The sequence below is a fragment of the Paenibacillus sp. MT124 genome (assembly GCF_058792755.1).
On the sequence record NZ_CM179500.1, the window covers coordinates 5,628,474 to 5,653,468 of the forward strand.

Genomic DNA, 24,995 nt, shown 5'->3' on the forward strand with positions numbered 1-24,995 from the left:
CCGCGAATCCGCATCACAATTGGTTTTTTTCATAATCATAATCATTTTAATTTTTTGTGATCTATTGTTGAAATTGAGTTATATACACGGTAAGTCATCTGCTTTATTTCCCTTAATCTCACAAATAAAACCTTACATCCCAGGTTATCCTGGGGTACAATAAAGGAGATGAATTATACGCCTTTTGAAGGAGGTTCACTCATGAGTTGGCTGCCTTATCTTTTAATTATTGGTATTGCCTTGTTCGGCGGCATTGCAACCCTGATCATCGGAAATTCCAAAGCCAATCAGACCAGCAACCCCGAATACGACCGCCGAACCAAGCAGAATTTGAGCCGGTTAACCTATGTATACGTTGGTGCCATCGTGCTTGGCATGGGCGGGCTGATCCTTTACCTTGTAAAATAAACGAACTCCCTGGTTCAATTAAGTATGACTTTATATCTGTTCAACATCTCAATCGTTCGTTCTACATATAAGATGGTTGGGGAATCCATTCCCCTCTCCCTGATCACCGCCAAACACCCTCGCAGCATCCATATATGGATCTGTTGATACAGACTCTTCCTGTTCAAAACACCTCATACACATACCCAACTCCAAATCCGAAGCACAATGAATGTCGGTCAAGCTTCCCTCTCTCCTTTCCTATCTCTATTCACATAAATACATTTGCAATGTTTACAAGTTGGAGATAATTCAGAATTATTATGGATAACTTCCGGGTTTAATATAGAGCCATAAGGGACGGCGAGCCCTACAAATGACAATCATAAGTTGATCCTGACATTTTACACGGTAAACGTAGAGTGCAAAAGATGGTACTGCAATCGAAGTGGTAAAGTGTAAATTCGATCAGATCAACTTATACACTGAGCCTAAAGGAGAGATATATATGATGAAAAAAAACCTGAAGAAATCCGCTGCAACGGTGATGGTACTTGGCATGACATTAACAGGAGCAGCTGGTGTATTCGCCGGTACTCAACTGGAGAAAATATCCGCTTATCTTAATCACGGCATCAGCTTCAATGTAGATGGAGCAGCATATACACCAACGGATGGCAATGGGAATAAACTTGCACCGATCACTTACAACAATTCAACTTACCTGCCTGTACGTGCCATTGCGGATGCACTGCATGTTCCTGTATCGTACGACGGCAAAAAAGGTCAGGTTACCATCGGCGAAGCAACGAGCAATCCTTCTGCCCTATCCAATGTAACCTATAGTGCGGCGCAAAAAGAAGCAATTCAAAAAGCATTTGCACAGTTCGATGGTTTTGAAACAGCCTATGCACCTCAGCAAAGTATCCAAGGTGATACATTTAAAAGTGTAGGCGCCGGGGGCGATGGTGTAAGCTTTATCTTCACCCATATGAAAGTAAGTGTATCTCCACGTGATTACTCGGATGGCTATAACAGCAAAGATGTGAAATTGTCCAATGGCGTTACTGCCAAATGGTACACTCCCGATCAAACGGGCATGCTGACATTCCCATTGGATGATCGCTATGTTACGCTCAGCTCACCTGACCATAAGTTGACTCAGGCACAGCTGGCTCAGGTGGCCGTATCTGTCCAAAAGGTAAATAACAACGATCAAGGCATTACCGGGTTTGCCAATGTAAATTACACCAAGGAACAAGCAGCTACCATTCGTAAAGCATTTGCGACATTCGATGGCTTTGAGACGGCTTACGCGCCTCAGCATATGATTGCCGGAGATGCATTCAAAAGTGTGGGTGCCGGCGGTGATGGCGTAAACTTTGTATTCAAAAATATGAATGTGACAGTATCCCCAAAAGACTACTCGTTCAGCTATGATGGCAAGGAAGTCAAACTGTCTAACGGTGTAAATGCCAAGTGGTATACACCGGACAAAACGGATATGCTGACATTCCAACTGGATGATCGCTATGTTACGCTCAGCTCACCAAATAACGCACTGACACACATGCAGCTGGAACAAATGGCCGTGTCCGTGCAAAAACTGAAATAAAACGAATCATACCAAAACACACATCATGCTGTCCCCTTCTAACGGGGCAGATTGGATGTGTGTTTTGTCCTATTCCAGACATATGACTGTTATGAAAATATGGCTTTCGTCCAGCTTCAATTCGCTAAAGATGAGGTTATAATGAATGGTATATGCACAATTAACAGAGGCCTGAACAGACAAGGAGGGAAAACATGAACCAGCGAATAGATCTTTCGCCCGAGGAGCTGCAGCAGCTGGCAGGTGAATTCAGCAAGGCTTCCCAGAATGGCAATGATATTCTGGCACAGCTGAGAACGATGGTAGATCAAGCCGAAGGCCAGTGGGAAGGTGAACGGCAGCGTGAATTCATGCAGCGGATCAACGACAGTATGACATCGATCAGCAATTATCTGCTTGGTTTGCAGGAGACCAGCACCAGCCTGCAGCAGACGGCAACCCGCTTCCGTGAAACGGATCAGTCACGCTAGGACTGATCCGTTATTCGTTAAGGTCGTATTTTAACTTTGCACATTTCTGCAAAGTTCATATTTATTTTTTTCAAATCAAGCCCATCTTTTATTCATTCAAATTCCCTGCAAATGCTTCTTCTTCCTCATCCACATACCCTCTAAAAATGATCTCTTCAATATCTTCATGATTGAATACATACGTATAATCCGGATTAATATATCCTTCCGGGTACAAACATCCAATGTAATCGAACTGACGAGGCGGTTCTGTCATTAACATCTGCTTGCGTCCATAAATGACGAGCTTTTTGGTGCCTTCCTTCAGCCGGATTACGGAGCCGTTGGGCAGTAAAGTCTCTGTTTCCTTTTCCATATGGTATGTAACCTCCTTCAACTATTCTGCGCTTTATGGGCGGTGGTTTCCTTCGGGGCATGCAGTACCCGGCGCAGCCAGTAATACCGATGCACATCCATGATAAAGTGAAATACAACAAAAGCCAGCATAATATAGACACACATCAGGACCACCGCAACCGTCTGCTGCGTGACAAAGGCTAATGATAGATTGGCCACCAGATAACCGGCTCCAGTCAGCATGGTCAGCGTCGCGACAGGCATACGTGAGCCTGCACCCGCTTTTGGGCGATGTGGAGACTGCTGCAGCTTACGCAGATGGAACCTGGCATACTGATATAAGGCGAAGCCGTACACTGCAAACGACCCGATCGCATACCAAGGGGTTGTCAGTCCAAGCATGCCATAAGCAAACTTTTGCACGATGATCATGAATCCCAGGGAACAGACGATTCCAAATATGCCGCGGAACAAAACATAATTCAGCTGCAGTCTTCGCGGGGCCACAATCAGGGCTACTGCCCACACATTCATGACTGCCAGAGGAGGCAGCAGAATATAAGCATATAAGGACTGGAACGGAATACTAAAAACCGGGATCAGCAGGAATACATTCAGAAAAAAGAGCACCAGCGTACCTGCACTGAAACGAATCCCATCCGCTGCATATACCGCAAGATAATTCTCAAACGCGTCCGGGTGGTATGAGGTTCCTTCTACCCTTTTAACAGCAGAATGGTTCGTCGATGATGTTGAACGTTTCTGACGTGCCATCTATTTGAACCATCCTGATACGGTAGACCAGGCCTTCTTCGCTCCGTGTTTCACCACGTCTTTCACGGAATCATCCTGCCCGTCGCCATCCAGATCCATGTTCATGGTTACCCCTTCTGCGAGATACGTCAGACCTACGGATACGCCCAAACCAACCGCACCAACGGCCAGTACGGGTGCCGCCGCAGGCAGAATCGCAGCGGTTAGCAGAGTTGCTCCTACTGTCGTTGCCCCACCAACAACAACGTTTCCGATGATATCCCCGGCAATTTTGTCTGTGGATGCGTTCTGGCTGATGTTCTCCTGTGTATCTGTAAACACATCAATGCCGACACTGGCCCAGCCCAGTTTATCCGTTAATGCTGACCTGACCGCATAACCCGGTTTAATCATTGAGGCGATTTCCTTAATCTGAGGCGTAGCTGTTCCGTTGGCTATTTTGGCTTCAATGTCACGAACATAATGAATTTTATAGTCCCGGGGTCTGCCATTGACTACTGGATTATTTTTGACGGAATCATAGCTTTCACGCACCAAAATTCGCGGGGTATTCCGATCGAGCTGCTGCTTCACCATATAGCCATTTCTAACCCGATACCCCAGTTTGGCAACAGCCGCTGCCGCCGTCAGTGTACCCACCGTGCTGCCAGGACCATCGAATGGTGCGAGTAAATTAATGCCCGTTAGCCCAAATGTACCCCCGGATTGATCTTCCTGTTCCATTCGCTCACGAGTCGTTTTCACATATGCAGCCAGCTGCTGCATGCTCTGTCCGGCAGTCTGAAAACGCTGCTGGTGCGACTGGTACAGACCGATTATGGTCTGCCGATTCCCTGACTGCCAGGCCGCTCCCTGGATGGAGCGCTGGAGAACACCATCTACCTGCTGCAGCTGTGCAGTGACCTGTTCAATCTGCTGTGCCAGCGAGTTCAGGTACTCGGATTTCATAATAATCTTGGTCAACTGGATCTCCCCCTTTAGCTTACCTACGTTCTATGGGATTAAACTGCAGGCAAAATGGATAACGAACGTGTCGTTAGCAAAAAAAGGCTCTGGATCAGCTCTTCTTCTGTTATCTTGAATGCTGTAAACATGTCTTTTCTTTCACTTTCCATGTCTTCGATGAACAGCCAATTGCCTGCACGACTGCCGATAAAATAAATGGTCTGTGGCTTGTTCTGCATCCCGCGGGTGGATACCTCAAACTGCCCTTGTTTCTGGATGTTAACAAACGCTTGGGTCAGTTCGTGAATTGCAGCCGAATGTACATGCAGGTCATGGCGCAAGGCGTTGGCTACCCTTTCGATGCCTGATTCATTATCCAGCGTCAGCAACTGCTGCAGTGTGTGCTTCTGAATAGGGGTATGGATGGATTCCTCGGCAGAGTCAGGCAATTCAATCCGATTGCCCATAATACGAAGCATGTCCTGCAAGCTTTCGAATGAAGTCAGGGTCACCTGATCCCGTTCAGGATTCCAGAGCCATTCAACGATGGTTGTTCCGGAAATGAAGCCATAGGTCAGAGATGATTCACGCTGTTCTGAGCTTGATGTCTTCAGATGAAGTTTCATCACTGCGCTGCTGAGCTTGCAGCTCTGGAGCAGCTGATGGACTTGCGGATGTATGGTAATGTCATTATCTTCAGATTCAATAACGCCATCCTTGATCAGATCCGTTTTTATTTTTTCAAATGTACGTCTGGCCTGCTCACCCTGTAATGCAGCATCGTTCAGATGGGCGAAGAGCACTTCAGCTTCCGGGATATTCATGATCTGAAACAGAAACAGCGCCTCCCGGCCAGAACAGGTAAACGAAGTATATGTAGGCACAGTCATTCCTCTTTTCCATGATTTATGCATCAAACTCCAATGGAAGAGCCTATCTTTTTATTGTAAAAGGATCGTCATTCAGGCTCAATGCGCCCCCACTCCTGTTCTTGGGACGTTCAACCTGATTATATTTACCCACTAAGTTGTGGAAACGCACAGGGTTGAATCACTTCTGAAATTTGAAATTTGGATGAGAAGCAAAAACAAAAAAGCAGCAAGGACCGAATATTCCCTGCTGCTTCTTATCGTCTTCAGGTCAGATCGGTTAAACGGATAACTCTTCTATAATACATGGAATCCAACCAATCTTCCCAGTCCAGTTCACTAGCATTGCTGTTACGATAATATACAGCAGACGCAGGAAGATAACCAATTAAAGGGCCCATCCCGCCACAGATCATCTCGCCGCCATCACCGCCTTTGGGCAGCACTTCTCCAGAAGAATCCATCGTCAATTCAACTTTGTACGGATCTCCGGCAAACTGGAGACCAAAAAAATTCGGCAGCTCCAAATGATACGGCATATCATCCTCTTCAACGAGCGACGGATTCGTCTCGACCGATTCACCCACGATCTCAGTCAGCCCTTCCAAGCGTCCAAAATGCTTCAACTTCATCGTATAATCGAAACTGTCGCCCCAGGGAAATAATGTACGACAGCCACCCCCGTACAAATACTCCCATTCATCTTCGGTGAGCAAACCAAAACCCGCTTCAGCTTGTTCTTCCAGCAAGGCTTCGAGTGTAAGCTCCTCGTTATATCGTTGTATCCGGACTTTCTCACCCTGACGCTCCAGGCGAAACGCCTGATACTGCTCCAATCCCTTCTGATCAGAATGCTTGAATTTCTCCAGCTCTGCCGCAAACTCAGATCCATGTCCTGCGAGTGCTTCTTCTTCGGTAGCTTCAATCCAACCTAGTGATTGTATCTGGCATTCCACCAGCATTGGAGCGATAGCTGCTTCTCTCACAGACGACATCTGGCTCGTCAGAAAAGAATCCACATCCTCTACGCCATACTCACTTACCGTCTCAGTTAGATCTGCCGAAGTCTCCTCATTCATACCATCCTGCCACTGATTCCACCCTAAGGTCACATGGTCTCCAGGCACAAACACAAACTCTCGCCCTGCGTGCAAAAATAACCCCGTTTCAGTTCGCTGACCGAACCGTTCAAACGTTCTTACACCGATGTATTCCATACCCGCCGGACATAAGGCAATCATCCCGTGCAGCAGCTTTTCTTTTTCTTGAACAGATAACCCAGTCCACATACCACGAGTCAATGCTTCCATGGCTCTCCACCTTTCCGGATGCTCTTCCATTCCTTGATGGCTAAGCCCCTATTTACCTGCAGCCTGCAGGAGGTCGAGCAGCAGCTCTTTCCGTTTCCCTTCTGCCTTACGGGCCAGACCTGCAAGCTTCTCCACTTTGCCCCAGATTGGATATATCACACGCTCCACTTCATAGGTTTCCAGACTGCTGATCTGCTGCACCATAAGCGCAAGCTTCTCTTCACTTTCCAGTTCCGGCTGGAGCTTCAGCTTCAAGCCATCCGTCGAACGTCGTAGGCAGGCAACCAATGCAGGTGCAGAGCTAGCGGTTATACCATGCTTTTCGGCAAAGGCAGCAGTGAATTTGTCCTGCACCAATTGGTGTTCGTCGTCCACTTCTCCCATATAAAATTCAACCAAAGGAAAATACGCCTCGTCTGCAAGCCCCAGTCCAAACGTGGCATAGCTGCCTGGCATACAGTTCTTCTCCCCCTCCGTGTCACCGTACCATTCAAATTCTTCAATGGCTTCCCGAGCGTACTCTTCAAGAAGTGGATGCAAGTTCGAATACTCCAGTGCACTCGCAAAGAACCGATGAGTATCCGACTTGGCGAGTCCCTTGATCGGCAGATATTGTTTTGCCTTGGATTTAAGCTTGATCTTATAGCTCTTAGGGAAGCCTTTCTTCAGTAAACGAATAATGAATGCCAGTGCCTGCTCGTAGGCAGATGCTTCCTCCTGACGGATAACGATTGTAATAAGAGAGAACACATCATTGGCTGTGCATTCCACCAGTTCACTTTTCACATGAATGTCTTCCTTGGCATAAACCCCGCTGCCTTCCGCCATCATTCGAACTGCACGGTCGCTCCCCAGCTGTTTCGCCAGTTCCAGGAAGGTAAGGCCTGTCGGTTTACTGTAATTGGGCTCAAAACGCAGAATCATGACCGCTGCGTACAGCAGCAGATCGATAGGCTGGGCCTCTTGCTGCCCATGGTTCTCAACTTCTCCATGAGAATCATTCTGTTCCAGAACGGCACCTGGCTTGAGTGCATATTCGTTCGACCTATACTCCGATAACTGAATATCATAATACTGTGGCAAAAATTGATTCTCTACCCAATCCTTCAATGCACGAATGATATTGCCGCGATGCTCCGCCAGGGCATCCTGACGCCCTTTATTCAATTCCTGAATGCGGTCATATTGAGCCATAATCCAGGCGACATTTGGACTCGGGAACAGCACTGGATCAAGCAAATGACGTGTCAGAAAAAAGGACTCCAGCGGCTTCGTTGGATATGTACCGTTCTCCAGCTTTTGTTCCACATACGTATGAATACGTTCCAGCAGCTGCTCTTTCTTCTCTTCGTTGATATATTCAAATAGCGTCAATTGCAGCTTCCCTTCGGTCGTTGGAAATTTCCCGCGAAAGGTGAAACGATAGTCGATCAGTGGTGTATCTCCCAGCTCATCCAATCTTCTCCGGATCACTTCTGCAAGCTGAGGCTGAATTTCGCTTCGCACCTGCTCTTCCGTAAATGAACCTGCGTTCCTGGATTTCAAGCCATCATCCAACCCGAGATCCAGGCTGTCAACCGTTGTGCGTCCAGGTCTGTAATCCAGTAAAACATCATCCAGGATCCCCATCTGCAGCATGGTTCGCTTCACTACCTTGTCCAAGTCGCTTCGCTTCTCCTGTTCGTCAAACCATTCATGAATGGCGCCAATCATCTCTTCCATAGCCTGATCATATAGTGTACTCATCTAATTTCCTGCCTTTCGTAATTAACTCTATCGAATAACAGCTCATGTTCTATTTCTTCAGGATCGCTCCATAGATCTCGCAAGTGAAAATACGTATTGACGTTCGTATAACACCTATTATTTTACTCTCTCAAGCACACCAGGAACAATAAGGCTTATGCACGGTTGTTGGCTAAGAAAATAGATGATCTCTTCCTCTGCACCCATCTGTGCATGCTGTCCTCATACCAAAAAAACACCGGAGTCAGGCGACTTTCCGCCTAAATCCGGTGTATTCACGAAACCCTCACTCTTCTTTTAATACTTTAGTATGATTCCGACCTTATAGTAGAAATAGATTGTACATACCAGCCACTGCGAGTACAGAAAACCTTCCGATTGCTGTTATCCCCAGATTCCTTTGATCCGATGAATAGAGGAAGAAATCCGGTGATAAAGGCAACCGCTTCGCTTCTCCAGGTCTTTTCTGTCCTCTCCGTTCTCATTTCAATTTTACATTTCAATTCATACCATAAACCGTTTACCGTATTAATTCACGGTCTTAAACCATTCGTTAACTTCGGCGGTAATATCGTCGCCACCCATGGACTTCCACTTCGTTACAAACGCATCAAATTCCTCAATGCCAACTTGCCCATAGATGATTTTGCTGAACGTATCCTTCTCCAGCTTGTCGAGTGCATCCTTCTTCATCTTCATTGTATCGGTTGGCGCACCCGTGAACTTGTTCTTGATGGCATCATCCTTATGCGCAACGACAACTTGAGCTGCGGCAAATACTTCCGGTTTGTTGGCAATGCTCGTATTTTTCTCAAAAGGTGTTTCAGGCTCCTTGCCTGTCGCGAGTTCTGCGAGCGTATCCATCATCAGGTTTGGAATCCGTGCACCGTCATAGGTAATGGTGTATTTCAGCGGCGATACGCCATCTTTCACTTCAGCTTCGCCCACGACTTTGCCGTCCACGATGTCATAATCATATCCTTGGGCAAACCCATGCTCGAACTCACTGCCCACCTCCGGATTGGCAAAGTTATCAAACAGATAATTCTGATAGGTGAAGAACACCTCCGGGTTAGCCATATCCTTGTTGATCAACACAACCCCGTTGCTGGCCCCGGAACCATGATGATGACTCTCACCCGTCGGGCCGGTTGGCAGAGCGATGGCTTTATAGGTGGCACCGTTCACATTTTTCTTCACGTCATCAATGGGCCAGTTAGGCATCCAGTGCGGACCCACGATGATCCCGGCCTTGCCTGCCGTAAACAGTTCAGCTGCCTTGATCTCATCATATACGCCAGCTTCCTTGGGCAGATAGCCTTTGGAGAGCCAGTCTTTCATTGTAGCCAGACCTTCCTTCACTCCCGGCTGCACCGAGCCGTATTGCAGTGTTCCGTCTTCAGCCTCGTTCCATTGTCCTGGCATCGTGTTATACATGCCGAAGATCCAGCCGGATTCCGTCATCCATGTATTCAGCGCATTCTTCATGCCGACGGTCAAACCATACGTATCCTTCTTGCCATTACCATCCGGGTCCTGATTCGTAAATGCATCCATGACCGCAACCAGCTCATCGAGCGTTTTCGGTTCTTCCAGTCCCAGCTTCTTCAGCCAGTCTTCCCGAATAAACATCACCGGATCGCCGTTGTAGGCATAGTCGAAGATCGGAATGCCGTAACGCTGACCCTCATACATGTAAGGATACCATTCCTCCGGTGCCGATTCGGACGCCTGTTTCCACGTGTCAGATGCATATTTATCAAACAGTGCACCTGCATCAGCGAACTTGCCGGACTCAATCAACTCACGCACCAGGTTGTAGTCCCCACGGATGGAGACGATATCCGGCAGCTCCTCGTTGGCAGACAGAGACAGGCGGAGCTTCGTATAAAAGGCGTCATTAGTCACGGACACAGCCCATGGTGTGGTCAGCTCTATGCCGAGACGCTCCTTGGCCCATTTGGTATGCACATTGCTCTGTGCCGTTTCCCCGTTCTTAAACTTCGTGTCATCGTTCCAAGCCCGCAAGTAGCTCATCTGCACCGCTGGTTCGTACTTTCCGTTCTGCATCGCAAGCGGCGCAGCCGCTTCCTTCGCAGGTTCCTCTTTGGCCCCCGAACTGCATGCTGTAACAGCAACCATGGTTAATGCAAGTACTGCCGTCATCATCTTTTTATACATGAACTAACCCCTCCTCAGGTAACTTTGGATACCCTTTGTGCATCTCGCATCATCCATCCATGCTCATGCACCTTACATGAAAAGGATAGTGCAGCCGGGGAGGCAAACATATATCACAATTTCAATGTTCATATTGATTTGTTAACCGTTCCGAAAATCCTGTGGTGTCAGGCCATAATGCTTGCGAAACACTTGAATGAAGTAAGGGGTATTGTTATAGCCCACTTCCTGGCCGACTTCATAGATCTTCATCCCGGTATGCTTCAGCAGGTGCACGGCACGTTCCATTCTGGAGCGAATAATGTAATCACTGATGCCTTCGCCAGTGGACTGTTTGTACATTTTGGACAAATACACCGGATGCAGATGCACCTGCTCCGCAATGACCTGCAGGGACAGATCTTCTCCCAGATGATGGTCAATCCAGTGCTGTACCTGCCGAATCAAGGTGGACCCGCTCTCTTGACCCGAATCTTGAGTACGCTCTGTCCATTGCTGCATGACGTTCCGGGTCCATGCCTCCAGGCTCCGCAGCGATACACCATAACCATCCTTCAGCAGCTGCTGATATTGTTCTCCAAGCACATCGGATAACTGTTTGCCTTCCCGGTGAGCCATATAAGAGAAGGCTGCCGCCAGATAATGAAAGGCAACGTAGACATGCTCCGGAAATACGCTGCCTGATAGCTCGGCAAAGATCTGATCAATCTTGCGATGTGCATCCTCCATTCTCCCGGCTTCCAGCAGTGTTGTCAGACCAGGTGGTTCATAGAGCGCAGTAAGTGATTTCAAGGAGGCTCCATGCGAGCTGGCTGCGGCATTCAGATGCAGTCCTTTCCCTGCTTCACCCTGCTTCCGCAAGGCACTCACAGCCTGATGATACAGCTGCGGTACCTGCTGCGGGAAACGGCCTGTTTTGCTGACCGATAGCGAGATTGTTGCATTCAAATACTGCTTCACACTGTGTATCAATCGATCACCCAGCCGTCCCATCAGCAGTTCCGGTTCTGACTGTGCCTGTTTCGGACTGGCCATGAACACCAGATCATCATACGCATCATCGGTATGACAGAGATGGTAGCTGCTGCTGAAGATTTCTTCCACTACATTGGATATGGCGTATTTCATTAATCGAAATGCCCTGTGCGTTGGCTGTGGGTCATCATAGCGGATCAGCAGCAGCTGCATTTTATCCTGGGGACGGAAGCCGATCTCCAATTGTTCCAGCTTACCCTCAAGTTCATCTTCGGCAAACTTGCGCCCGAGCAGCACATCCTTCATTAACTCGGCCCTTTTCTCCGGCAAATGCTCCCTTACCGAATACATCGCACGCTGATGCAGCTGCTGTTTCTCTCCTTCCAGCCGAATCTGCACGGAGGCCTGCTGCACGGCTTCGATCAGTTCTTCATCGCGCACCGGTTTAAGCAGATAACTTACCGTTCCGTGTTTAAGGGCCTGTTTTGCATAATCAAAAGACGCATGTCCTGATAAAATAATGCATTTGGTCTGCTCCCACTTTTGCCGAATATGACTAACGAGATCCAGTCCCGACAGGCCCGGCATACGGATATCTGTAATGATGATATGAACTTGATAGGCAGCCATCTGCTGCAGCGCTTCCTTGACCGAATACGCCTTATATACCTGACCGATGCCATATTCCCTCCATGCGATAGAGGAAGCGATGGATTCCACCGCTGAATGTTCGTCATCCACGACCATTAGATTCATCATGAGATTGTTCCTCCTCCTCAAACCATCGTATTTCCACACTAAGTCCCCCGTAAGGAATCGCTGCAAAATGAAGCCCGGATGAATGCCCATATCGTGTAACCAGACGCTGGTGAACGTTCCAGGTGCCGGTACCGATCTCCTCACCCATCGGCTCGTTCACTTCCCGTTCCAACTCTTCAATCTCTTCGGATGTCAACGTAACCCCATCGTTATCCACGAACAAACTGTAGCGGTTGAAGGATTTCCCTTGGATTTGCTCTTTGGCCGACATCCCGGTCACCACGATATGGCCACTGCCTTCGCTTGGTTCAATGCCATGAATAACAGCATTCTCCACAATCGGCTGAATGAGCAGCCTTGGAATCTGCTGCTGCATCAGCTCCTGCGGTACAGCAATTTCGTAGGATAAACGATTGGTCCGCATCTGCTGTATGGATAGATAATTATCCAGCAGCCGAATTTCCTCCTCTACCGTTGTCATGTCATTCTCATCCCGGGTGATATACCGGTAGTAATCTCCCAAACTCAGCGACATCGCAATAACGGCTTCCGAATGACCGAGCTGGGTCATATTTTTAATATAGAACAGGCAGTTGTACAGGAAGTGCGGATTGATCTGTGACTGCAAATGCTTGAGCGTAGCTTCCCTTGAACGAATGCGTTCCTCGTACACCTTTTCGATTAATTCCTGAATTTGTTCCGCCATATGATTGAAGCTCTGGGTCAGGTACGCAAATTCATCGCGTGAATGATCCACCGGAATTCGGGTCGAGAGCTGGCCTTTGCGAATCTGCTGCAGCCCCTGCATCAGGCGATAGATGGGAATCTGTACCTTGCGGTAGAGCAATAATGCCGCCCCGATGCTCAAGGCCAGCAGCAGGAGTATGGATATAACAAACATGTTCCGGCTCTTATCCATCGGGGTGAGCAGATCATCCAGTACAACGGGATTCACATAGACGCCATGAAGCTGTTTGGAAGGAACATAACTCACCAGATACTGCTTGCCACCGGCCTCCAGCTGGTGATTCCCCTCGCTGTCCAGCCCGTTCAACGGCATATTTTCCATAATGGCCTGGACCAGATCAGGGTCAGCACTGCGATTTAATAAGGGATCATTGCCTGGCACGTACAGAAAAGGGTCTCCTCCCTGCGCCTCCTTGAAGTCGTCAAGCATGGCAACAATATTCATCGGATCAAAATTAATCTCCATCACGGTCCGAACCCCTGTCGTCGCCGGCTTTGCATTCCACTCGTAATTGTCCGTGAAAAAAAACGTGAATCCTCCCTCATCCAATTGCCACTGGCCAGGCTGGGGATACTTCAGCATGTTCTCATTGAAGACGGTTCGGCTTGCCTTGGTGGATAACACCAGTTCGGCCTGCGGAAGCAGGATTGTTATGTCGTTTTTCCAGCGGCTGGTGGACTGGTACAACGATAATTTGTCGAGAATGTCGAGATAGATGCTGTTTTTCTCATACTGGCTGGTCGTTTCCGTCATGTAACGGTAATGCAGTATGCTGGGGTCCCTCAGAAGGGTAAGCCCATAGAGCGAGAGCTGCTCAATATTTTTATCTACCTGGGAGCTGAAATAATTGAATTGGTTCAAGCTCGATTGCTGTTTCTCCTCCACGACCATGTCCACGTTCGCCTGGTTGGCATAGGTATAGAGCAGCAAGATGGGCACCAGCAGGCAGATCAGCAGAATGACCGTTTTTGCAAATACAGTGAATTTCATGGTTTCACCCTGTCTCGAGATATAATCGAACGTGTTCGAAGTCCTATTCTATATTGAAAACCCTTTCATATCTATATTGATTTTTGCAAGTGTGGATGTCATCAACAGGTTAACAAATCAACATTCGCCTTGAAATGTTGGTCTATAGCGCACCCTATTCCGTTGCTATAATTCAGTTGCTCCACTTTTTGCAAGAGGCCGAAATGCCTCACCATGCAGAGGCTGGACGATACATAAGGAGGGACACTGATGGCTATGGAACAACCATTAACAACCAACACACCGGTACGGCAGGCGATACGCAATCCACGCAAACGTACTCGCTGGAACTTCAAACGCACATGGCCGCTGCACCTGATGCTGCTGCCTGCTGTACTGCTCACATTGCTGTTCGCCTATGTACCCATGGGCGGCATTATTATTGCTTTTCAGGATTTCAAACCGTGGCTGGGATTCACGGGCTCCAAATGGGTGGGATGGGATAACTTCCGGTTCATGTTCGAGTATCCGGACAGTGTACAGGTGATCTGGAACACCGTGCTGATTGCTTCCATGAAAATTGTGGCTGGCCTGGTGGCCCCGGTGGTATTCGCCATTTTGCTGAATGAGGTTCGAAACTCCACCTTCAAACGGTTCTCACAGACACTTGTGTACCTGCCCCACTTCCTGTCCTGGGTTGTACTAGGCGGTATTCTGCTCGACATGCTGTCCCCAGAGGGCGGACTGGTGAATCAGGTGCTGGCAGCTGCAGGGGTTGAACCAATTTTCTTTCTCGGAGATGGTGACTGGTTTCGGGTAACGGTTGTCATCAGTGATGTATGGAAGGAATTCGGATTTGGCACGATCGTATTTCTGGCTGCGCTTGCGGGGATTAATCCGGCTCTCTATGAGGCTTCCGAGGTGGACGGGGCAACACGGCTCAAGCAGACGCTGCACATTACGCTGCCTGCCCTGGTGCCGATGATTATCGTGGTGGGAACGCTGTCCCTTGGCAATATTCTGAATGCAGGTTTTGACCAGATTTTCAATCTGTATAACCCGCTGGTATATGAGAAGGGCGACATTATCGACACGTTTGTGTACCGTATGGGGATCCTGAATGGCAAAATGAGCTTCGCAACAGCGGTCGGACTATTCAAGTCTTTTGTCGCGATGTTCCTGGTCATTACTGCCTACCGGATGGCTTACAAAATCGCCAATTACCGCATTTTCTAAGGGGTTTAGCATACTGCATTAAGGGGGAATCAAGGTGTATCACAAAACGACCGGATACCGGATATTCAATGGCTTCAATCTGTTCTTCATTGCGGCCGTTTCACTGCTGTGTGTGCTGCCGCTCGTTCATATTCTGGCGGTCTCTTTCAGCGGCAAGGCGGCAGCCTCCGCCAATCTGGTCACACTCTGGCCGATTGATTTTACCGTAGACGCCTATACCAAAACGTTTGGTAACAGCAACTTTCTCAGTGCGCTCTGGATCTCGGTTCAGCGTACCGTTCTTGGCACGCTGCTCAGTATGGTGCTGGTCATTCTGACGGCATATCCATTATCAAAAGAAAGTCTTCATTTCAAGGGACGCTCGATGTATGCTTGGTTTTTCATCTTCACGATGCTGTTCAGCGGCGGGCTGATCCCGTCTTACATTTTGATTCAAAAACTGGGGCTAATTAACACGCTGTGGGCACTGATTCTGCCAGGAGCAGTTGCGGTCTGGAACCTGATTCTGATGATGAATTTCTTCCGTAATGTTCCGAAAGAGCTGGAAGAGGCGGCTTTTATTGATGGAGCTAACCATATTACAACCTTGTTCCGGATCTATCTGCCGGTATCCATGCCCGCGATTGCGACGATCTCGCTATTTACCATGGTGGGCCAATGGAACTCCTGGTTTGACGGGCTCATCTATATGAATGATGCTTCCAAATATCCGCTGGCTACGTTGATGCAGACCATTATCGTACAGCAGGATTTCTCCAATATGAATGTGGATGCCACGCAGCTTCAGAATATGTCTCAACGTACGGTTAATGCTGCTCAGATCTTCATTGGCGCGCTGCCGATCCTGCTCGTGTATCCGTTCCTGCAGCGTTTCTTCGTCAAGGGGATTGTGCTTGGGGCGGTAAAAGAATAGAACGAGCGCGAATTATTGTCGCATCATCACATCCCGGGGCTTTTGTCTCGGGGTGTTTTTCCGTTTAGACGAATGGATTTGTTATATTCATTAATTAACTCATCCAGAATCATCGATTGACGAATGACCTCCGGATGCATTAATTCCGCATGTGAATTTGCGATCTGGTAGAGTCTTTGCCGTGCCTTTTCGATACATTCCTGAATGGTTTCCGGATTATGCACCATACTCCCGCCCCCTGTTGTCCTTCAATATCCATCACCCAAAAAAGACCATCTATTATAATATTCGGAACATGGAGGGCTGCGGATTACCCCAAAATTAAAATTTGTATATTTTTTCTTGTACAGGCTGAAATAAGTAGGTGTATTACAGGAGCTTCCCCCAAGTAGGCATAAAAAAATGCCCCCTCTTCAGCTTGAAGAAAGGACAAGTTTTAGGACTGACGGGTGGACGCCTGAGCAGCGGCCTGCAACAAAGGCTGCATAAGGCCCGGGAATCGTGTTTCCAGATCTTCCAACCTCAATGTAAGAAAATGCTGGGTACCCTGCACCCTCACCCGAATGACGCCAGCTTCCCGCAGCGTGCGAATATGATGGGACATCGTAGACTTCACAACAGGTGCATTAAAATGACTGCAGGGCTGCTCTCCACTCTTGGCTGCTTCCGCAACAATACCAAGACGGATCGGATCACTTAAGGCATACAACACGGAAGAAAGTTCAATATCCTCCAATTGAGGATGATGTAAAATTTTCATAATGTAGTCTCCTTTTTTCAGACTATCCATTGTATTTTAGCACAATTCCATGATATATTTCTAATGTTCGATACCAATCGAACTTTAATTTTTAATTTCGTCAATGGTTCCCCTGCTGTCAGGCACGGGATTCGCTGTATATCTCATTTTGCAAATGTTACATACCGTTTCTGAAATGTTGCGAAATTACACATTAGATCAAGGAGGTTTTCATGAATAACACCGCTACCGCATCATCCGGGGAACGAACGACCGGATTACAGGAAGGGTTAATTGTAAGTTTGCTCGGTTTCACGGTCGTTCTCGTCGTCATGAATACGATGATGTTCAACCTGGCCCTGCCCAAAATTGCAGCCGAATTCCAGCTCTCATCTGTTGCTTCTTCGTGGATTGTAACAGGTTATTCCATCGTTTTTGCCATCTCGTCGATTACTTTTTCACGCCTGTCGGACTTTGTACCGATTCGGACCTTATTCACAACTGGACTCACTTTACTTGGTGCCGCATCCGTTCTGGGATTCTTCAGCAATCACTTCATTCTCCTGCTCTGTGCACGTCTGATTCAGGCAGCAGGTGCCGCATCCGTGCCAGGACTTGCCATCGTGCTTATCACGCGTTATGTTCCAAGTGACCGCCGGGGGAAATCCATGGCCGTGATTATGTCTGCGAGTTCCCTCGGTCTTGGACTTGGTCCTGTCATCGGCGGCAGCATTACTCAATTTCTAGGATGGCATGATCTCTTTATCGTTACCGGATTAACGTTATTCCTGATCCCTGTGTTCTTCAAACTGCTTCCAAGTGAAATGCCGCAAAAGGGTTCGTTCGACTTGCTGGGTGCATTGCTTCTCGCGATCGGAACAACGGGCGTTCTTCTGTTCCTCACTTCACGTGAGTGGGTCACTCTTGTCGTGGGCGTCGTAGCACTTCTATTGTTCTGGTTACGGATTCGCCGTGCGGCCGATCCATTTGTTCAGCCAGCCCTGTTCAAAAACAAAAAATATATGATGCTCAGTTCGCTAGGGATCGTATCCTACATTAACAACTTTGCGACCCTGTTTCTTTTGCCGCAAATTCTGGCCCATCTGTACGCCTTGACACCAGCCCAATCCGGACTGGTTATCTTCCCTGGTGCAGTTGTCTCCATGCTGCTGTCCAATCGGATTGGCCGAATGATTGACAGACATGGCAATACACAGCTGCTTAGGTTTGCACCATGGCTGCTGCTCGCTGCCGCGGGATTGTTCGCTCTGTTTGCAGATAACAGCATCTATGCCATTATGGTCATTTATATCCTGCTGAGTGTAGGTTTCTCCGCTCTCACAACGAGCGTTTCCAACGAACTGTCCAATAACCTGACCATGGATCAGGTGGGTGCAGGCATGGGACTGTTCCAACTTAGCCAGTTCTTCAGCGGTGCATTCAGTGTTGCCGTAACCGGCGTAGCTCTCACTGCGATGCAGCAGCTGTCCTTGTCGTCAGCCTACACGAATATTTTCTGGGGCATGACCGTGGTTGCTCTGGCATCCGTGATGTTCTCTTGGGTATACCTGTCCATGCAGTCCCGCAAAAAAGCTTCTTCCGCTTCGTCCTAAGCCAAGCTCTTAAGGAGTGAACAGACTAGGTTAAGATAGGATTCTCAATATAAAATAAGCCCCAAGGACATGGAAGATGTTCTTGGGGCTTATGCTATTCTGATTTAATTTATATCTCTCATGAATACTATTCAAACAGATCCAAACGCAGACGCTTCAGGCTTGTATGCTTGATATACCATTGACCGTCGATCTGAACAAACGTCTCATGGTAATGTCCAAATCCGTGGAAGGATTTGTTCTCGTTGCCTTCGGGGAATGTCACCCAATCCTCCATCGGAGAAATAACCTTGGCTTCGTTCGCGGATACAAATTCAACCTCGGCGCTGTGTACGTGATGCACGGTTACAGCAACATCCACCAGGTCACGGAATACCTGCACGATGGTGTCACGGCCCGTTAATACCGGAATGGGGTTACCTTCCGTACTGAAATCAGCTACTGCATCCGGAGCAAACACATCGCCCAGTGCGTCCCACTGCTTCGTATCAATAAAGCGGCAATAGCGTGCCTTCGTGTTACGGATATTTTCGAGTGCAAGCAATTGTTCCAGTCCTGTGATGGTTGATTGGCTCATCTGTTGTCCCTCCAGAGATGTAATAGGTTTAAAAGATATGTATCTATTAATCTTCCTTATTGTACCATTGCGCTTGTATTAGGCACAACGGCATATTGTATGCTTGGCTTTCACTACGAATAAAGTCCGAAAGATAGGCATGTTGCTTCATGCCTCTCCTCGGACTTTTGGATCTACTCGTACCTATATACAAAAGTAAAGTGGTAAGCCGCACTCAGCTAGAAGCTGCTTCGCTCTTCACCCAAACGTTACCTCTGATGCGCCTTCATTTCGGCAGCCAGCTCGGACATTTTCTTATTGCTTAGATAGTTCTCCATCTGTTCCTCAGCATGAATCATGACCTGCTGAATTAGACAGCCCTCGTTATGGTTCTGAGAGCATTCGAACAGGGAAGCCTGCCCTTCAATGGCGTGAATAATCTCCAGAAACGAAGGGTCCGGATTTTTGCGACTCAGACGATAGCCACCGTTGGCTCCGGAAGTGGATTCAATCATGCCCGCCTTAACCAGTTTGGTCAATATTTTGGACAGATAGGTTGGGGATACTTTCTGCAAATCAGCCAGTTGATGAACACTAACCAACTGCTCCGGTTCTGTAATCACAAGGTGAAGCATGGTATGCAAGGCATAGTTGGTTGCTTTTGAATATTTCATGAGGGCACCTCATTGTATGCGGATTTAATTTATCCATAATAGACTTGATTGAGCTCGCTGTCAAACCCCAGAGGATCTGCGATTCCGCGGTTACTTGGAACCTCTATATATAGTAGTTATTAATTGTGATAAAGTCCTCGGTACTCCGTAGGTGTCATGCCCTCGTGCGCCATGAACTGACGGTTGAAATAACTGGCGTTCGGGTATCCCGCCTCCTCGGCAATCTGTCCAATGTTGGCTGTTGGACGTTCGAGCAGCCACTGCTTCGCCATCTGCAGCCGGGAACGGGTTACGAACTCCATTGGTGTCATCTCGACGGCACTCTTGAACAATTTGCAAAAATAATACGAGCTCACACCCGCCAGATCCGCCCAATCCTGAAGTAAAAACGGCTGACATGCCTCCTGCTGCATCTGCGGGAGCAATCCGAGAATACGGTTCTCCGCTTGGCTGGTACGTGTATTTTTCAGAGGCACCGCATGCTGGACAAACTCGGCCAGTACAGCATACGTCAACGTGGACAGCTGTGCCGGGCGCAGCATCCGGTTCTGCTCGGCTTCGTCGAGCAAGGCCAGATGGGCTTCTTCCCAAGGGGCCTGCTGCCGCAGGGTCCACAGCAGATTGCGGTGCAGCCCCCGTTCGATCATGTAGTCATGGAGACGTTCGCCGTAGAAATGAACCCAGCGTACATCCCACGGATCGTCTTCACTGCTGTAATAATGCTGGCGCTGCTGCGGGAAATAAAGTACCGCCTGACCCGCCCGAAGCTCATGGATAATCCCGTCCACTTCCACATACCCCTTACCTGAAGCTACATAGTGAATATTGAAATTATTAAGTGCACCGGCCTCCCGCAATACGGAATGCTCGGGGTGATCCACATAATGGCCAACGGACTCGGGATAACAAAAATATGGAATATCCTGAAGGGTTAGCAATACAGTCTGTCTCATCATGAATATTTCTCCTTGGCAAGCAATATTGTGTTAATAGATCTCAATATATTATCATTTTCATTCATCGATCTATTCCTTATAATCACAATATACATTCATCCACAGGAGGAAACAACTCATGAATTCAGATCGAAAATTACGCTGGGGCATTCTTGGTAGCGCTAGCATTGCCAAAGGTTCTGTCATTCCTGGTTTGCAGCAATCGGAGTTGAATGAAGTGGCGGCGATCGCCAGCCGGGACGAGGAAAAGGCGAAACAAACCGCTGATCAGCTTGGAATCCCCCAGGCTTACGGCAGCTATGAAGCACTGCTGGAGGAAGACTCTATTGACGCTGTATATATTCCCCTTCCCAACCATCTTCACCGGGAGTGGACGATCCGCGCAGCTGAGGCGGGCAAACATATTCTGTGCGAGAAACCACTCGCATTAACCGAGCAGGAGGCACGCGAAATGGCGCAAGCCTGTGATGATGCCGGAGTACTGCTCGCCGAAGCGTTTATGTACCGGCATCATCCCCGTTACGACCAGATCAGAGATGTCATTGCCAGCGGTGAAATTGGGGAAATTCGCGGTATTCATAGTACATTTTCGTTCAACAATTCCGGTTCCGCAGGCAATGTCCGGTTCAAACGTGAATGGGGCGGCGGTGCTCTTTATGATATTGGCTGTTATTCCATCAGTGCAGCACGGCTGCTGCTCGGCCAGGAACCATCAGCGGTAACGGTCATTGGCATGTTCTCCCCTGAACACGACCATGTCGACATGATGGCCTCGGGATTACTTGAATTCAATGATCACGTCGGCGTCACGTTTGACAGCAGCATGTGGGCAGCATTCCGCAATACGCTGGAGGTGCTTGGATCGGATGGCATAATCGAGGTTCCATCCGCATTTATCAGCAATCCGGACCGCAGCTCGAACTTCTACGTTACAGCGGGCGGTGAACGCAGGGAAGTTGAGGTCCCTCAGGTCAACCACTATTCCCTGCAGGGGGATGATATGGCACGTGCCGTGCTTCAAGGTAAAAATATGCGTTTTGCTTCATCCGATGCGGTGGCCAATATGAAAGTACTTGAAGCTTGCCTTCGTTCTGCAGAGGAACGTACACGAATTACACTATAAGCGAGGATGGTGTGTACAATGGAATTCATTACAATTAATGGTGCAGGAAAACCGATTTCCCGGTTGATCAAAGGTACGGATTATTTTGTGCATGATGCTTACGAAAAAGCTGCCACCAACATGGATGCTTTTCTGGCGATTGGCGGAAATACCGTGGATACGGCTCACATCTATTGCGGCGGACAGAGTGAAGAAGTGCTCGGACGCTACATGCAAGAGCGCGGTAATCGCGATCAGGTCGTCATTTTGACAAAGGGTGCCCACCATGATATGAACGGTCCCCGTGTCAATGCCGACGCCATTCGCAGCGATCTGCTCACCAGCCTGGAACGTCTGCAGACTGATCATGTCGAATTGTATGCATTACACCGGGACGATCCAAACGTTCCTGTTGGTATCATTCTTGAAGCACTGAATGAGCACATTGAGTCTGGTAAAATTGGTGCGATCGGTGCCTCCAACTGGACTTGGCAGCGTTTGGAGGAAGCCAACACGTATGCGGCTGCACATGGTCTGAAGGGCTTCACATTCAGCAGCCCGAATCTCAGCCTGGCCAAGGCGAACGAACCGTTCTGGGCTGGCTGTGTATCAGCAGATGCAGAGACGCTGGAATGGCATGAACGGACACAGCTCCCGCTGCTGTCCTGGTCCTCGCAGGCACGCGGCTTCTTCACCGGTCGTTTCACACCTGAGGTACGTGACAATGCTGATCTGGTTCGTGTCTTCTACAGTGACGGCAATTGGGAAAGACTGCGCCGTGCCGGGGAATTGGCCGAAACGAAGAATACGACAGCCATCCAGATTGCATTAGCTTATGTATTGAATCAATCCTTCCCGACCTGCGCACTGATCGGCGCGCAGAATCGCGATGAGCTGTTATCCTGTGACGAAGGCTCACGCCTGACTCTGACTGGTGACGAGATTGCCTGGCTTGATCTTGCGAGTGACGCCAAACCAGTTGTGTAACCGCAAGAGCTGATCAAAAGCGGAAGCGCTTCAAACGCAGTACAGTTTAAGAGACGGCCCTCCCCACTTTCCATGCGGGAGGCCGTCTCTTTTCCTTACTTAAAGTAAATAAAAAGAGGGCACCAACCAGAGAAACGCTGAAGGGTACCCTCACATGAACATATATAATGACCTTGAACGGATCCGTCTTACAGTTTAACGATCTGACCTGTCTTCTCGGATTCGAAGGCTGCCAGAATGACCTGCAGGGAACGAAGGCCTTCTTCACCGGAGATGCTTGGAGGCGTTTGAGTCACAATGGATTCCACAAATGCGTCAATAACGCCGCTTGGTACCTGCTTCTCATTTGTTGCCATCGCACCAACTTTGTACGTTTCAACCGTACCATTCGTCAGCTCAACGATTACTTCGTCGCCTTCGACCGTACCGATTTTCATAACGCCATTCTCGCACCACAGAACCGTACTGTTGTCTCCTGCTCTGTATTGAGTCCAGCTGGCAACGAGTGTACCAATGGCACCACTCTTCATGCGAAGCAAGCATGTCGCATTGTCATCCACTTCCGTGCCTTCTTTGTGCAGGGTGCTGATGAACCCAGCCACTTCGGACACTTCATCGTTCAGCAAATAGCGGATGAAGTCAGACTTGTGCACGCCGAGATCACCCATGGCGCCCATAATTGCTTCTTCCTTACGGAAGAACCAGCTCTCTGCTCCGTCCACACTCCATGCCTCCGGTCCTGGGTGACCAAAGGAAGTACGGAAGTTCAGCACTTTACCCAGTTTGCCGGAATCCAGGATTTCTTTTGCTTTGACGTGTGGAGGCATCAGGCGTTGGTTGTGTCCAACCATCAGATACACACCGTTTTTCTTGGCAGCTTCAATCATTTGCTCGCCTTCTTCGGTAGTAACAGCCATCGGCTTCTCAACCAGCACGTGCTTGCCTGCATTCGCAGCAGCAATGGCCATGGAGGCATGCAGATAGTTAGGTGTGCATACGCTAACAGCATCCACTGTTTCATTTGCAAGCAGCTCTTCGTAGCTGGAGTATGCTTTGCCGCCGTAAGTTTCGGCCATTTTCTCTGCACGTTCCACAATTGGATCGGCAAAAGCGACAAGCTCTACGTTTTCATTAGCAGCGTATTCTGGAATATGTCTGCGTTCAGCAATGGCTCCACAGCCGAATACAGCAACTTTAATTTTACTCATGGATTAATGTCCCCTTTGACAAGTAGATTCAGCATTTGCTTCATTCAATGATTCGAATTGCTAGATTAAAATTGGTTCAGGTAGTTCTGTTTGAGCCAGTTATAACTGTTGGCTACGCTTTCAAGTGGAGGATTCTGACATACATCCTGTTCCACGATCAGCCATTCCACACCTGCGCTCGTTGATGCTTCAATAACTGCTGGCAGGTCAACCGAACCTTGTCCCAGTTCCAATGTTTTCATCTGACCCTGCTCGTCTTTGCTGAAGTCCTTCAGATGCAGAAGCGGCAGACGGCCTGCATATTGATTAATATACTCGATCGGATTTTGTCCCGCAAATTGGACCCAACATACGTCCATTTCCACTTGTACAGCCTCAGGCGTCGTTTCAGCGAACATGGCATCAAAGGCATTTTTGTCGCCAACTTGGCCATGGAATTCGAAGTCATGGTTGTGATAACCAAAGATCAATCCTTGTTTCGCTGCTTCCGCACCATATTGCTGCAGTTCAGCGAACAGCTTAGTCCAGCCTTCAGCATTGTCAGGACGATCTTCAGGCATGAGGTAAGGACAGATCATATATTGAGCCCCAATCGTTTTGAGGTAATCAATTTGTTTTTGCAAATCTTCGCGCATCGCGTGCAGGGAAACGTGGCTGCTGAATCCTTTGAGGCCCAGCTCATCCAGCAATGCTTTCATCTCTTCGGCAGGAATGTCACCATAACCAGCGAATTCCACACCTTCATAACCAAGCTCTGCTACCTTGCGCAATGTGCCACGGAAATCTGCTGCAGTTTCATCACGGAGGGTGAACAATTGCAAACCAATATTAAGTTTTTTCATGAATGATACACCTCTGCTCTCAAATTTGCTTTCATTGCTCTATCTGGTATCATCCTACCGCAAAACAGGCTAGAATGAACATATA

Annotated in this window: 24 protein-coding genes; 8 read left to right on the forward strand and 16 right to left on the reverse strand. The window is 48.4% G+C overall.

Features of this window, described 5'->3' with window-relative positions; translation table 11 throughout:
• Positions 1-201 precede the first annotated feature (201 nt).
• The 3 genes from AC3RCI_RS25495 (at position 202) to AC3RCI_RS25505 (ending at position 2,472) form a co-directional block, all read left to right on the forward strand.
• A complete protein-coding gene (locus AC3RCI_RS25495) occupies positions 202-408 on the forward strand; it encodes a hypothetical protein (RefSeq protein ID WP_492472843.1) in 207 nt (68 codons plus the stop codon).
• A gap of 487 nt (positions 409-895) precedes the next feature.
• Positions 896-2,002 (forward strand): stalk domain-containing protein, encoded by a 1,107-nt coding sequence (locus tag AC3RCI_RS25500; protein ID WP_492472844.1) that lies wholly within the window; start codon positions 896-898, stop codon positions 2,000-2,002.
• 194 nt (positions 2,003-2,196) lie between these two features.
• Entirely contained in the window at positions 2,197-2,472 is a 276-nt protein-coding gene (locus AC3RCI_RS25505; RefSeq protein WP_095292300.1) for a WXG100 family type VII secretion target, read from the forward strand.
• A gap of 88 nt (positions 2,473-2,560) precedes the next feature.
• Here AC3RCI_RS25505 and AC3RCI_RS25510 read toward each other — a convergent pair whose 3' ends face one another.
• The 9 genes from AC3RCI_RS25510 to AC3RCI_RS25550 form a co-directional block, all read right to left on the reverse strand.
• Complete coding sequence (locus tag AC3RCI_RS25510) at positions 2,561-2,827, reverse strand: DUF4176 domain-containing protein (protein ID WP_127539752.1); 267 nt, start codon at positions 2,825-2,827, stop codon at positions 2,561-2,563.
• A 17-nt stretch (positions 2,828-2,844) separates the two neighbouring features.
• Positions 2,845-3,582, reverse strand: a complete 738-nt coding sequence (locus AC3RCI_RS25515) for a hypothetical protein (RefSeq protein ID WP_492526875.1) — start codon at positions 3,580-3,582, stop codon at positions 2,845-2,847.
• Positions 3,583-4,545, reverse strand: a complete 963-nt coding sequence (locus AC3RCI_RS25520; protein WP_246058541.1) for a hypothetical protein — start codon at positions 4,543-4,545, stop codon at positions 3,583-3,585. It lies immediately after the preceding gene.
• Between the two features lie 38 nt (positions 4,546-4,583).
• Positions 4,584-5,411: a hypothetical protein gene (locus AC3RCI_RS25525; RefSeq protein WP_492526876.1), complete on the reverse strand. Its 828-nt coding sequence runs from the start codon at positions 5,409-5,411 to the stop codon at positions 4,584-4,586.
• 251 nt (positions 5,412-5,662) lie between these two features.
• Positions 5,663-6,706 (reverse strand): hypothetical protein, encoded by a 1,044-nt coding sequence (locus AC3RCI_RS25530; RefSeq protein ID WP_492526878.1) that lies wholly within the window; start codon positions 6,704-6,706, stop codon positions 5,663-5,665.
• 48 nt (positions 6,707-6,754) lie between these two features.
• Positions 6,755-8,452 carry a DUF6138 family protein gene (locus AC3RCI_RS25535; RefSeq protein ID WP_492526880.1) on the reverse strand — a complete coding sequence of 566 codons (1,698 nt, stop codon included), beginning with the start codon at positions 8,450-8,452 and terminating at the stop codon, positions 6,755-6,757.
• 528 nt (positions 8,453-8,980) lie between these two features.
• Complete coding sequence (locus AC3RCI_RS25540; protein WP_492472850.1) at positions 8,981-10,633, reverse strand: extracellular solute-binding protein; 1,653 nt, start codon at positions 10,631-10,633, stop codon at positions 8,981-8,983.
• Positions 10,634-10,774: 141 nt separating this feature from the next.
• Positions 10,775-12,367, reverse strand: a complete 1,593-nt coding sequence (locus AC3RCI_RS25545; RefSeq protein ID WP_492526882.1) for a response regulator transcription factor — start codon at positions 12,365-12,367, stop codon at positions 10,775-10,777.
• Complete coding sequence (locus AC3RCI_RS25550) at positions 12,342-14,105, reverse strand: sensor histidine kinase (protein WP_492526884.1); 1,764 nt, start codon at positions 14,103-14,105, stop codon at positions 12,342-12,344. Before AC3RCI_RS25550 ends, AC3RCI_RS25545 begins: the two co-directional genes overlap by 26 nt.
• A 249-nt stretch (positions 14,106-14,354) precedes the next feature.
• On the opposite strand from AC3RCI_RS25550, the gene AC3RCI_RS25555 reads away from it, so the two are divergent.
• Both AC3RCI_RS25555 and AC3RCI_RS25560 read left to right on the forward strand, forming a co-directional pair.
• Complete coding sequence (locus AC3RCI_RS25555; RefSeq protein WP_492526886.1) at positions 14,355-15,320, forward strand: ABC transporter permease; 966 nt, start codon at positions 14,355-14,357, stop codon at positions 15,318-15,320.
• A 34-nt stretch (positions 15,321-15,354) separates the two neighbouring features.
• On the forward strand, positions 15,355-16,233 hold the full coding sequence (locus tag AC3RCI_RS25560; protein WP_095292286.1) for a carbohydrate ABC transporter permease: 879 nt from the start codon (positions 15,355-15,357) through the stop codon (positions 16,231-16,233).
• Between the two features lie 26 nt (positions 16,234-16,259).
• Here AC3RCI_RS25560 and AC3RCI_RS25565 read toward each other — a convergent pair whose 3' ends face one another.
• Entirely contained in the window at positions 16,260-16,460 is a 201-nt protein-coding gene (locus AC3RCI_RS25565; RefSeq protein ID WP_127539734.1) for an aspartyl-phosphate phosphatase Spo0E family protein, read from the reverse strand.
• A 209-nt stretch (positions 16,461-16,669) separates the two neighbouring features.
• Positions 16,670-16,993, reverse strand: a complete 324-nt coding sequence (locus tag AC3RCI_RS25570; RefSeq protein ID WP_127539732.1) for an ArsR/SmtB family transcription factor — start codon at positions 16,991-16,993, stop codon at positions 16,670-16,672.
• Between the two features lie 212 nt (positions 16,994-17,205).
• On the opposite strand from AC3RCI_RS25570, the gene AC3RCI_RS25575 reads away from it, so the two are divergent.
• Positions 17,206-18,585, forward strand: coding sequence for an MFS transporter (locus tag AC3RCI_RS25575; RefSeq protein WP_127539730.1), 1,380 nt, complete (start codon positions 17,206-17,208; stop codon positions 18,583-18,585).
• A gap of 127 nt (positions 18,586-18,712) precedes the next feature.
• Here the strand turns inward: AC3RCI_RS25575 and AC3RCI_RS25580 are convergent, their stop codons facing one another.
• From AC3RCI_RS25580 to AC3RCI_RS25590, 3 genes are all read right to left on the reverse strand, one after another.
• The gene (locus AC3RCI_RS25580; protein ID WP_095292280.1) at positions 18,713-19,162 is read right to left on the reverse strand and encodes a nuclear transport factor 2 family protein; all 450 of its coding nucleotides are present in this window, start codon (positions 19,160-19,162) and stop codon (positions 18,713-18,715) included.
• A gap of 248 nt (positions 19,163-19,410) precedes the next feature.
• The gene (locus AC3RCI_RS25585; RefSeq protein ID WP_127539726.1) at positions 19,411-19,815 is read right to left on the reverse strand and encodes an Rrf2 family transcriptional regulator; all 405 of its coding nucleotides are present in this window, start codon (positions 19,813-19,815) and stop codon (positions 19,411-19,413) included.
• A gap of 119 nt (positions 19,816-19,934) precedes the next feature.
• Entirely contained in the window at positions 19,935-20,771 is an 837-nt protein-coding gene (locus tag AC3RCI_RS25590; protein ID WP_127539723.1) for an AraC family transcriptional regulator, read from the reverse strand.
• Positions 20,772-20,889: 118 nt separating this feature from the next.
• Between AC3RCI_RS25590 and AC3RCI_RS25595 the strand changes: the two genes are divergently transcribed.
• Positions 20,890-21,894, forward strand: coding sequence for a Gfo/Idh/MocA family protein (locus AC3RCI_RS25595; protein ID WP_492526888.1), 1,005 nt, complete (start codon positions 20,890-20,892; stop codon positions 21,892-21,894).
• A gap of 18 nt (positions 21,895-21,912) precedes the next feature.
• Positions 21,913-22,860: an aldo/keto reductase gene (locus tag AC3RCI_RS25600; protein ID WP_336783914.1), complete on the forward strand. Its 948-nt coding sequence runs from the start codon at positions 21,913-21,915 to the stop codon at positions 22,858-22,860.
• A 188-nt stretch (positions 22,861-23,048) separates the two neighbouring features.
• On the opposite strand, the gene AC3RCI_RS25605 is transcribed toward AC3RCI_RS25600, so the two are convergent.
• Together AC3RCI_RS25605 and AC3RCI_RS25610 are read right to left on the reverse strand one after the other, a co-directional pair.
• Positions 23,049-24,068, reverse strand: coding sequence for a Gfo/Idh/MocA family protein (locus tag AC3RCI_RS25605; RefSeq protein WP_127539721.1), 1,020 nt, complete (start codon positions 24,066-24,068; stop codon positions 23,049-23,051).
• 65 nt (positions 24,069-24,133) lie between these two features.
• Positions 24,134-24,910 carry a sugar phosphate isomerase/epimerase family protein gene (locus AC3RCI_RS25610; protein WP_095292272.1) on the reverse strand — a complete coding sequence of 259 codons (777 nt, stop codon included), beginning with the start codon at positions 24,908-24,910 and terminating at the stop codon, positions 24,134-24,136.
• Between the last annotated feature and the right edge of the window lie 85 nt (positions 24,911-24,995).

What these genes read in the sequence shown, in the direction of transcription:
- AC3RCI_RS25610 (WP_095292272.1), bottom strand. Translation starts at nt 24,910, where the DNA reads ATGAAAAAACTTAATATTGGTTTGCAATTGTTCACCCTCCGTGATGAA.
- AC3RCI_RS25580 (WP_095292280.1), bottom strand. Translation starts at nt 19,162, where the DNA reads ATGAGCCAATCAACCATCACAGGACTGGAACAATTGCTTGCACTCGAA.
- AC3RCI_RS25570 (WP_127539732.1), bottom strand. Translation starts at nt 16,993, where the DNA reads ATGAAAATTTTACATCATCCTCAATTGGAGGATATTGAACTTTCTTCC.
- AC3RCI_RS25575 (WP_127539730.1), top strand. Translation starts at nt 17,206, where the DNA reads ATGAATAACACCGCTACCGCATCATCCGGGGAACGAACGACCGGATTA.
- AC3RCI_RS25540 (WP_492472850.1), bottom strand. Translation starts at nt 10,633, where the DNA reads ATGTATAAAAAGATGATGACGGCAGTACTTGCATTAACCATGGTTGCT.
- AC3RCI_RS25505 (WP_095292300.1), top strand. Translation starts at nt 2,197, where the DNA reads ATGAACCAGCGAATAGATCTTTCGCCCGAGGAGCTGCAGCAGCTGGCA.
- AC3RCI_RS25555 (WP_492526886.1), top strand. Translation starts at nt 14,355, where the DNA reads ATGGCTATGGAACAACCATTAACAACCAACACACCGGTACGGCAGGCG.
- AC3RCI_RS25545 (WP_492526882.1), bottom strand. Translation starts at nt 12,367, where the DNA reads ATGATGAATCTAATGGTCGTGGATGACGAACATTCAGCGGTGGAATCC.
- AC3RCI_RS25590 (WP_127539723.1), bottom strand. Translation starts at nt 20,771, where the DNA reads ATGATGAGACAGACTGTATTGCTAACCCTTCAGGATATTCCATATTTT.
- AC3RCI_RS25500 (WP_492472844.1), top strand. Translation starts at nt 896, where the DNA reads ATGATGAAAAAAAACCTGAAGAAATCCGCTGCAACGGTGATGGTACTT.
- AC3RCI_RS25605 (WP_127539721.1), bottom strand. Translation starts at nt 24,068, where the DNA reads ATGAGTAAAATTAAAGTTGCTGTATTCGGCTGTGGAGCCATTGCTGAA.
- AC3RCI_RS25600 (WP_336783914.1), top strand. Translation starts at nt 21,913, where the DNA reads ATGGAATTCATTACAATTAATGGTGCAGGAAAACCGATTTCCCGGTTG.
- AC3RCI_RS25535 (WP_492526880.1), bottom strand. Translation starts at nt 8,452, where the DNA reads ATGAGTACACTATATGATCAGGCTATGGAAGAGATGATTGGCGCCATT.
- AC3RCI_RS25565 (WP_127539734.1), bottom strand. Translation starts at nt 16,460, where the DNA reads ATGGTGCATAATCCGGAAACCATTCAGGAATGTATCGAAAAGGCACGG.
- AC3RCI_RS25550 (WP_492526884.1), bottom strand. Translation starts at nt 14,105, where the DNA reads ATGAAATTCACTGTATTTGCAAAAACGGTCATTCTGCTGATCTGCCTG.
- AC3RCI_RS25585 (WP_127539726.1), bottom strand. Translation starts at nt 19,815, where the DNA reads ATGAAATATTCAAAAGCAACCAACTATGCCTTGCATACCATGCTTCAC.
- AC3RCI_RS25515 (WP_492526875.1), bottom strand. Translation starts at nt 3,582, where the DNA reads ATGGCACGTCAGAAACGTTCAACATCATCGACGAACCATTCTGCTGTT.
- AC3RCI_RS25510 (WP_127539752.1), bottom strand. Translation starts at nt 2,827, where the DNA reads ATGGAAAAGGAAACAGAGACTTTACTGCCCAACGGCTCCGTAATCCGG.
- AC3RCI_RS25495 (WP_492472843.1), top strand. Translation starts at nt 202, where the DNA reads ATGAGTTGGCTGCCTTATCTTTTAATTATTGGTATTGCCTTGTTCGGC.
- AC3RCI_RS25530 (WP_492526878.1), bottom strand. Translation starts at nt 6,706, where the DNA reads ATGGAAGCATTGACTCGTGGTATGTGGACTGGGTTATCTGTTCAAGAA.
- AC3RCI_RS25595 (WP_492526888.1), top strand. Translation starts at nt 20,890, where the DNA reads ATGAATTCAGATCGAAAATTACGCTGGGGCATTCTTGGTAGCGCTAGC.